Origin of the sequence: Streptomyces sp. NPDC058240, assembly GCF_042882135.1 — a bacterium.
Lineage (GTDB): Bacteria > Actinomycetota > Actinomycetes > Streptomycetales > Streptomycetaceae > Streptomyces.
Map to the genome: position 1 here is coordinate 46,969 of NZ_JBHVWT010000039.1, position 8,449 is coordinate 55,417.

Below are 8,449 nucleotides of genomic sequence, written 5' to 3' on the forward strand. Positions count from 1 at the left end.
GTGCGACGGACAACCGTCCGTCGCACCACCGGCGTATCCGCATACGGTCGTCCCGCTGTGAGCCGCCATACCAACGGCGGCCGCCCACAAGGGAGATCGGAGGTGTGCTCGTGCGGATCGGACTCCTCACCGACGGTGGTTATCCGTATGCGACCGGTGAGTCCAGGCTCTGGTGCGACCGCCTGGTGCGCGGGCTCGCGCAGCACGAGTTCGATCTCTTCGCGCTCAGCCGCTCCGCCGAGCAGGAGGCGCGGGGCTGGGTCCCGCTCCCGACGCAGGTCGGCCGGGTGCGGACGGCGCCGCTGTGGACGGCCGACGAGGGCGTCCTGGGTACCCGGGCCCCCAAGGGGCTGCTCAACCGGATGGTGACGGGCGGGGGCATCCGCCCGTACGGACGGCGCGAACGGCAGCGCTTCACGGCCCACTTCGCGGCTCTCGCCGCCTCGGTCTGCGCGGCCGGCGCGGCGAGCGGCGAGGACGAGGGGGCCGACGCGGGCGCGGGTGCCGGTGAACCGGGCGGTGAAGGGCGTACGGCCGCCGCTGCCGCGGACGCGCAGTTCACGGACGGCCTGTACGGACTCGCCGAACTGGCTCGCGAGCACGGCGGACTCGGCGCGGCCCTCCGCTCCGAAACCGCCCTGCGTGTACTCGAAGCGGCCTGCCGCGCCCCGGGCACCGGGCGCACCGTCCAGACCGCCACCGTCCCCGACCTCCTCGCCTTCGCCCGGGAGCTCGACCGGGTGCTCCGCCCGCTCTCGCTCGACTGGTACGACGAGGAGGGCCTCGGCGCGGTCGACCTCTGCCACGCGACGTCCGGCGGCGCCGCCGCTCTGCCGGGGCTGCTGGCCAAACGCTTCTTCGGGGTGCCGTTGCTGGTGACCGAGCACGGCGCGCAGTTGCGGGCGCACTACCTCGCGGCGACCGGCACCCCGCTGAACGCACCGGTGCGCGCCCTGCTCGCCAACTTCCACGGGCGGCTCGCCACCGAGGTGTACCGGCAGGCCGCGATCGTGACCCCCGGCAACACCCACGCCCGCCGCTGGCAGGAACGCTGCGGAGCCGCCCGCGAGAAGCTGCGCACCGTCTACCCAGGCATGGAGTCCGACCGCTTCACGGCGCTGGGGGAGAGCGGCGACAGCGGGCCCGACGACACCCTGGTCTGGGTCGGCCGGATCGAGCCCGCCAAGGACCTGATCGCACTGCTGCACGCCTTCGCGGAAGTGCGGAAGGCCGAACCGGACGCCCGGCTGAGGATCGTCGGCGCCCCGGTCCGGGGCGCGGAAGGCGCCACCTATCTCGCGCACTGCCGGGCGCTCGCCGCCCAGCTGTTCCCCGACGAGGCCGCGGACGCCCATGCCGTCGGCGACAACCCGGTCTCCTTCGAGGACATCGGCGGAGCCGAGGTGCCCCATCTGCCGGACGCCTACGCGGCGGCCGGGGTCGTCGTCCTGTCCAGCGTGGTCGAGGGTTTTCCGATCGGCCTCGTCGAGGCGATGTTCTGCGGCAGGGCCACGGTGTCGACGGATGTCGGCGCGGTCGTCGAGGTCATCGGCGGCACCGGGCTCGTCGTGCCCCCGCGCAACCCGAGAGCGCTGGCCGATGCCTGTCTCGCGCTGCTGCGGGACCCCGAGCGGCGTGCACGGCTCGGAGCGGCGGCGCGCGCCCGCGCGCTCGAACTCTTCACCGTCGAACAGAATCTCGCGGCATTTCGCGGCATCTACCTGGAGCTGATCTCGCACGCCCCGGTGCGCACGGAAGCCGATGCGGTGGACGCCGACGGCGAACCGCGCCCCTTCGCCACCCCGCCGGAGGCGCATGTCCTGGGTCCGTGGACGGCCTCGGGCCTCGCCCTGTCGGTCACGGCCGACCGCAGGCCCAGCTGGGCCTGCGGGCCCCGGGCCATCTGCACGGGAGCGCGGGGAGCGGGGGGCGGCGATGCGTGAACCGGAGCAGGAGACGGCCGGGCCGGGCCGGGGCGGCGGGCCGGGGCGGTCCGACACAGCCGGCGACGATCACGGAGGAATCACCATGGGCGGCCCGACCGAAGTGTCCGACGCACCCGCCACACCGACCACCGGCGGAAGCTGGGACCTCCGCTCCCGGGCCCTGGTCTCCGAGAACCCCGGGACGCACGAGCCGTCCGAGCCCTCCGAGATGCTTGGGATGCCTGAGACGCTTGAAACGCCTGGGACGCCTGAGGCGCACGGGCCGTCCGAGTCCTCCGAGTCCTCCGAGTCCTCCGAGACACCTGGGGCGCCTGGGCGGTCCGAGTCCTCCGAGCTCTCCCGCGCCCCCGAGATCGCGCGCCCCGCTCCGGCGCGTCGGCTCATTGCCTCGCGCCGCGGCCCCGCCGACCCCGTGAAATCGCTGATGCACCGGCACCGCGAGCTGTGCGAACGGGCCGTCGACCCGCTGGAGGTCGCCGCCGGGCTCGAAGCCCATGGCGTCACCGACCGCGTCGCCGCCCGCTACCGGCACCGCGATGTCTTCTCGCTCGCCGAGGAGCTGTTCGCACGGGTACCCGGTGTGGCGGCGGAGCCCGCAACAGGGCCCGACGCGCCGGAGCGTGACATCGCGACACGCGCCGCCTGGTCGCTCCGCGCGCTGGTGCCGGGCGCCGCCTGCGTCGCGACCGCCGGCGCACTCGGGCTCACCGAGGGAGTGCTCGGCGGCCGGGCACGGCTCGTGATCGCCCTCGCCGGAGCGCTCGTCGCGCTCATCGGGCTCGCCGTCAGCCTGCGCAGCGGCCCCCTGCACGCCGAAGGCCGCTCATCGGGCGCGGCCAAGGTGTACGGCTGCTGGCTCCTCGGCTACGTCCTGTACGGCGAACCGCTGCTCGACCAGGTGCTCAGCGGCGGCCCCGAGGGCCCCTGGGCGATCACCCCCGCACCGCTGCTGGGCCTGGCCCTCTCGCTCGCCCCGGCCACCTGGTGCGCCCACCTCTTCTCCGTGCACGCCCACCGCAAACTCAACGGCAGCCGCGCGCTGGAGGAGTTCGCCGCGGGTGTGCGCCCCCTGCTGTTCGGGGCCGTCGCACTCCACCTGTGCGCCCTCGCCGGGCTGCTCTGCCTCGCCCACCTGGGATACGGGGGCGGCGGGGCGTTCGGCGGGGCGGCCGCGCTCGGGGTGCTGCTCCTGCTGGCCCGGCTGCTGACCGTGCACGGGTTCCCCGAGCTCGCCACCGGCGGGCTGGCCGTCGCCTGTGCGGTCGAGGCCCTGGCGCCCGCACTGGTCCTGGCCGGGCGGCTGCCCGGTCTGCACTTCCTCGCCCGCCCCGTCGACATCCTCGTCATGGCGTCCGGCACCGGATCCGTACCCGCCGTCGCGTGCGGTGCCTCCGGGCTCGGACTCCTGATCGCCGCCACCGTCGTCCTCTCCAGGGCGTCCGCCCACACCCCCGCCCGGCCGGTCGATGAAGGCCCGGCCGCCGCGTAACCACCACAGCATTACCACTGCCACCGCACGCCCCGCGGAGCCGACGCCGCGGGTCATTGCCCGCCACTGCATCTCACTTCCTCAAGGAGACACCGGACATGACCCCCCAATCCCCTTCACCGGCAGCTCGCCGTCGGCGCCGAGGGGGCGCGCGATGAGGGTGCTGCTGCTCGGAGCCAACGGATTCCTCGGCCGGTTCGTGGCCGACCGCCTGCTCGCCGACCCGGCCGTGCACCTCACGGCGCTCGGCCGGGGCGACGACGCCGACGTACGGTTCGACCTCGCCAGCGGCAGCCCCGGCGCGCTGACCCGCTTCCTGGACGCCGTCCACCCCGGAGTGGTGGTCAACTGCGCGGGCGCCACCCGCGGCGGGGCCCGCGATCTGACCCGTCACAACACCGTCGCCGTCGCCACGGTGTGCGAGGCGATGCGGCGCAGCGGCTGCACGGCCCGGCTCGTCCAGGTCGGCTGCTCGTCGGAGTACGGGCCCTCGCAGCCCGGCTCGTCCACCGCCGAGGACGCGATTCCGCGCCCCGGCGGCCCGTACGGCGTCAGCAAACTCGCCGCCACTGAACTCGTCCTCGGCTCGGGCCTCGACGCGGTCGTGCTGCGGGTCTTCTCCCCGGTCGGGCCGGGCACCCCGGCCGGTTCCCCGCTCGGCAGGCTCGCCGAGGCGATGCGCCGGGCCATGCAGTCCGGCGACGGCGAGCTGAAGCTCAGCGGCCTCGGCGTGCAGCGCGACTTCGTGGACGTGCGCGATGTCGCGCGCGCCGTGCACGCCGCCTCGCTCTCCGCCGCCCAGGGCGTCGTCAACATCGGCACCGGCCGCGCCGTGCGGCTCCGGGACGCGGCCGCCGTCCTCGCCAGGGTCGCCGGGTACGCGGGCGCACTCCACGAACTCGACGCGCCCCCGCCCCGGCTGCCCATCGGTGCCCCGCGCACCTCGACCGAGTCGGTCATCGAGCACCTCTCGGCGACCCCGTCCCCCTATCCGGACGGCTGCGGCGCCTGGCAGCAGGCGGACGTCCGCACCGCCAGGGACCGGCTCGGCTGGCGTCCCCGGATCAATCTGGAGGAGTCCCTCGCCGACATCTGGATGGAGGCGGCATGCCGTATCTGACCAGCACCGGCACGGCCCGCCGGACCAGCGGCGCCGAACAGTTCGGCTTCGGCGTACCCGGTTACGCGCATCCGCTGCTCGCGCCGACCGAATGGGCCGAACTGGCCCGCCCCGGCACTCCGCTGCACTGGGCCGTCCTCAACATCGACAACGGCCCCGGCGCCCGCCCCGATCCGCACTGCCTGGAAGCCGCGGGCCGGCTCCGCAACGCGCGCGAGCGGGCCGTGCACGGCGAGGATCCGCGGGACTCGGTACGGGCGGCGGGCGGCCGGCTGCTCGGCCATCTCGACCTGGTCTTCGGCAGCCGCCCCTTCGGGGAACTGATCTCCGACGCCCAGTCGTTCCTCGACTGGTACCGCGTCGACGGCTTCTATCTCGGCCGTTGCCCGGCCGAGCGCGCCCACCTCCCGGCGGTGCGCCGTCTCACCAGCACCCTCGCGACGCTCCTCGAAGACGGCGACCGCCCGTACGGGGAGCGGATCGGGCCGCTGGTGCTCGGGCTGGGCACCCATCCGTATCCCGGCTATGCCGAGGCCGCAGACCAGCTGGTCACCTTCAGTGGACCGTGGACCGACTACCGCTGGTCGCAGGTGGCGGAGTGGACCGCCTCGTATCCGCCGGAGCGGTTCGCGCACTTCGTCCACGGCGTTCCGCGCACCCACCTCGAAGAGGCCATGCGCATAGCCCGCTGGCAGGGCGCGGGCACGATCTTCTTCACGGATCGAGACGGCCAACAGGGACAAACGGACCCATTCGCGGCGCTGCCCAGGTACTGGGACGAAATTGTCTCGCGGATCGGACCTGGTATCTCGGAATGACAGGGGGCGTGGCAGTGTTACGGCAAGAACAACCGTACGTAGATGAAGTACGTAGAAACCGACCACCTGCATTGTTGAGGTTCCTGTGTCGCTGCCACCCCTGGTCGAGCCAGCTGCTGAGCTCACCGTCGACGAGGTCCGCAGGTACTCCCGCCACCTGATCATCCCGGATGTCGGGATGGACGGACAGAAGCGGCTGAAGAACGCGAAGGTGCTCTGTGTCGGTGCCGGCGGTCTCGGGTCGCCGGCCCTGATGTACCTGGCCGCGGCCGGTGTCGGCACGCTCGGCATCGTGGAGTTCGACGAGGTCGACGAGTCGAACCTGCAGCGCCAGATCATCCACAGTCAGGCCGACATCGGGCGTTCCAAGGCCGAGTCCGCCAAGGACTCGGTGCTGGGCATCAACCCGTACGTGAACGTGGTCCTTCACGAGGAGCGGCTCGAAGCCGACAACGTGATGGACATCTTCGCCCAGTACGACCTGATCGTGGACGGCACGGACAACTTCGCCACCCGCTATCTGGTCAACGACGCGGCCGTACTGCTGAACAAGCCGTACATCTGGGGCTCGATCTACCGGTTCGACGGCCAGGCGTCCGTCTTCTGGTCCGAGCACGGCCCCTGCTACCGCTGCCTCTACCCGGAGCCGCCCCCGCCGGGCATGGTGCCCTCCTGCGCCGAGGGCGGCGTGCTCGGGGTGCTCTGCGCGTCGATCGGTTCCATCCAGGTCAACGAGGCCATCAAGCTGCTCGCCGGCATCGGCGACCCGCTGGTCGGCCGACTGATGATCTACGACGCCCTGGAGATGCAGTACCGCCAGGTCAAGGTCCGCAAGGACCCCGACTGCGCGGTCTGCGGCGAGAACCCCACCGTTACGGAGCTCATCGACTACGAGGCCTTCTGCGGCGTCGTGTCCGAGGAGGCCCAGGAGGCGGCGCTCGGCTCCACGATCACTCCCAAGCAGCTCAAGGAGTGGATCGACGCGGACGAGAAGATCGAGATCATCGACGTCCGTGAGCCGAACGAGTTCGAGATCGTCTCGATCCCGGGCGCGAAGCTGATCCCGAAGAACGAGTTCCTGATGGGCAATGCCCTCCAGGACCTCCCGCAGGACAAGCGCATCGTCCTGCACTGCAAGACGGGCGTCCGCAGCGCCGAGGTCCTCGCGGTCCTCAAGTCGGCGGGCTTCGCCGACGCTGTCCACGTGGGCGGCGGCGTGATCGGCTGGGTCAACCAGATCGAGCCCGAGAAGCCCGTGTACTGAGACACCTTTTGGTACGGCGAAGGGGCCGGTCCGCACGGACCGGCCCCTTCGCCGTACCTCCGGGCCGCCCTACGAGCAGGTCTTGCCGTCCTCCGGGACCATCCCGTCGAGGAAGTACGCGTCCACGGTCGACGTCACGCAGGAGTTCCCGCCGTACGCGCCGTGCCCCTCGCCCTTGTTGGTGAGCATGATGCCCACGCCCTTGCCCAGCTCGTCCGCCATCTTCCGGGCACCCTCGTACGGCGTCGCCGGGTCACCCGTCGTGCCGACGACCAGGATCGGACCGGCGCCCGGAGCGCTCGCCTCCGGGTTTTCGTGCTCACCCTTCACCGGCCACTGCGAGCACCAGCCCGCCGTGTCCCACGCCAGGAACGGGCCGAACACCGGGGACAGCTTCCGGAACTCCGGCAGGAGCGCCTTCGCCTCGTCCGCCGTCGGCCGGAGGCTGCTGTCCGCGCAGGAGATGGCGCGCTGCGAGTGGTTCTGGGTGTCGTAGTGCCCCTTCTCGTCACGGCCGTTGTACGAGTCGGCCAGCTGGAGCAGCATGTTCCCGGTGCCGCTCTTCTCGGCCTCGTCCAGCGCCTGCGTCAGATACGGCCAGTTGCTCTTGGAGTAGAGCGGCATGACGATGCCGGTGACGGCCAGGGAGTCGTTGAGCTCGCGGCCCGAGGTGGTCGGCAGCGGCTTCTTGTCGATCCGCTCCAGCAGCCGGGCGATGCGCCGCGTCCCGGCCTTCGGGTCCTGACCGCGGTCCTTGAGGTAGTTCTCCAGCGCCCGCTGGAAGCCGGTCGCCTGGTTGCGGGCGTGCCCGATGGTGTCCGCGGTCGGGTCGACGACGGCGTCCAGGACCGTCCGGCCGATGTTCCCGGGGAAGAGGTGCGCGTAGGTGCCGCCGAGCTCGGTGCCGTACGACACGCCGAAATAGGTGAGCTTCTTGTCGCCGAGCACCTCACGGATCAGGTCCATGTCCCGGGCCGCGTTCGTCGTGCCGACGTACGGCAGGACCTTGCCGGAGCGGCGCTCGCAGCCTGCGCCGAAGTCCGCGCCGTCCTTCAGGAACGCCACCTCCTCCGCCGCCGTGTCCGGGGTCATGTCGACCTTCCGGTAGGCGTTCTCCTGCTCCTTGTCGGTGCGGCAGCTCACTCCTTCGCTGCCCGCGACCCCGCGCGGGTCGAAGCCCACCAGGTCGTAGCGGGAGTTGAGGTTGCCGTACGAGCCGGCGGCGCGCGGCAGTATCGAGACCCCCGAACCGCCGGGGCCGCCGAAGTTGAACAGCATCGAGCCGAGGCGCCGGCTGGTGTTCCCGGCCTTCTTGCGGATCAGCGCGATCCCGATCGTCTCGCCGTCGGGCTTCGCGTAGTCCAACGGCACCCGGACCGTCGAGCAGCGCCAGTCGGACCCGGGCGCGCGCTCGCCCGCGCGGGCCTCGCAGCCCTTCCAGTCCAGCCGCTGGGAGGTGAGGGCCGCGGGCAGCCGGGGGGTGCCCGGCGTGGTGGACGGCCGGCCGGCCGAGGGCGCGGCATCGTGGTCCGTTCCGTTGGCCGGCTTGTCGTCCGTACCTCCGCCGCAGCCCGCGAGCAGCCCCGTCAGCAGAAGTGCGGCGCCGGCCAGAGCCCCGGCGCGTGCGTGTGCGACCACGTGTGCGTCCTCCCGATGTGCCTGTACTCGCGGCGTACAGCTGTGCCCGTACCTACGGCGTACAGAAAGTCCGCCCATGCTAGTCTTCTGAGTCAGGAATTCTGTTCAGATAGCTGGCGAGGCGTTCGAGGATCTCGTCTGCGGTCTTGGTCCAGACGTAAGGTCTGGGGTCGG

Annotated in this window: 6 protein-coding genes; 5 read left to right on the plus strand and 1 reads right to left on the minus strand. The window is 72.1% G+C overall.

Going from position 1 to position 8,449, the window contains the following annotated elements:
* Positions 1 to 110 precede the first annotated feature (110 nt).
* From ACFVX4_RS33990 to moeZ, 5 genes are all read left to right on the plus strand, one after another.
* On the plus strand, positions 111 to 1,943 hold the full coding sequence (locus tag ACFVX4_RS33990) for a glycosyltransferase (protein WP_389984969.1): 1,833 nt from the start codon (positions 111 to 113) through the stop codon (positions 1,941 to 1,943).
* A 220-nt stretch (positions 1,944 to 2,163) separates the two neighbouring features.
* Positions 2,164 to 3,435 carry a hypothetical protein gene (locus ACFVX4_RS33995; protein WP_389984984.1) on the plus strand — a complete coding sequence of 424 codons (1,272 nt, stop codon included), beginning with the start codon at positions 2,164 to 2,166 and terminating at the stop codon, positions 3,433 to 3,435.
* A 154-nt stretch (positions 3,436 to 3,589) separates the two neighbouring features.
* Positions 3,590 to 4,555 carry an NAD(P)-dependent oxidoreductase gene (locus tag ACFVX4_RS34000; protein ID WP_072483872.1) on the plus strand — a complete coding sequence of 322 codons (966 nt, stop codon included), beginning with the start codon at positions 3,590 to 3,592 and terminating at the stop codon, positions 4,553 to 4,555.
* The gene (locus ACFVX4_RS34005) at positions 4,543 to 5,373 is read left to right on the plus strand and encodes a spherulation-specific family 4 protein (RefSeq protein WP_389984972.1); all 831 of its coding nucleotides are present in this window, start codon (positions 4,543 to 4,545) and stop codon (positions 5,371 to 5,373) included. The genes ACFVX4_RS34000 and ACFVX4_RS34005 overlap by 13 nt, the downstream gene beginning before the upstream one ends.
* Before the next feature lie 85 nt (positions 5,374 to 5,458).
* Positions 5,459 to 6,637, plus strand: coding sequence for an adenylyltransferase/sulfurtransferase MoeZ (moeZ, locus tag ACFVX4_RS34010; RefSeq protein WP_266414620.1), 1,179 nt, complete (start codon positions 5,459 to 5,461; stop codon positions 6,635 to 6,637).
* A 69-nt stretch (positions 6,638 to 6,706) separates the two neighbouring features.
* On the opposite strand, the gene ACFVX4_RS34015 is transcribed toward moeZ, so the two are convergent.
* On the minus strand, positions 6,707 to 8,275 hold the full coding sequence (locus tag ACFVX4_RS34015; protein WP_389984975.1) for an alpha/beta hydrolase: 1,569 nt from the start codon (positions 8,273 to 8,275) through the stop codon (positions 6,707 to 6,709).
* Between the last annotated feature and the right edge of the window lie 174 nt (positions 8,276 to 8,449).

Coding starts and splice junctions, on each gene's coding strand:
- ACFVX4_RS34000 (WP_072483872.1), top strand. CDS start 3,590: ATGAGGGTGCTGCTGCTCGGAGCCAACGGATTCCTCGGCCGGTTCGTG.
- ACFVX4_RS34005 (WP_389984972.1), top strand. CDS start 4,543: ATGCCGTATCTGACCAGCACCGGCACGGCCCGCCGGACCAGCGGCGCC.
- ACFVX4_RS33995 (WP_389984984.1), top strand. CDS start 2,164: ATGCCTGAGACGCTTGAAACGCCTGGGACGCCTGAGGCGCACGGGCCG.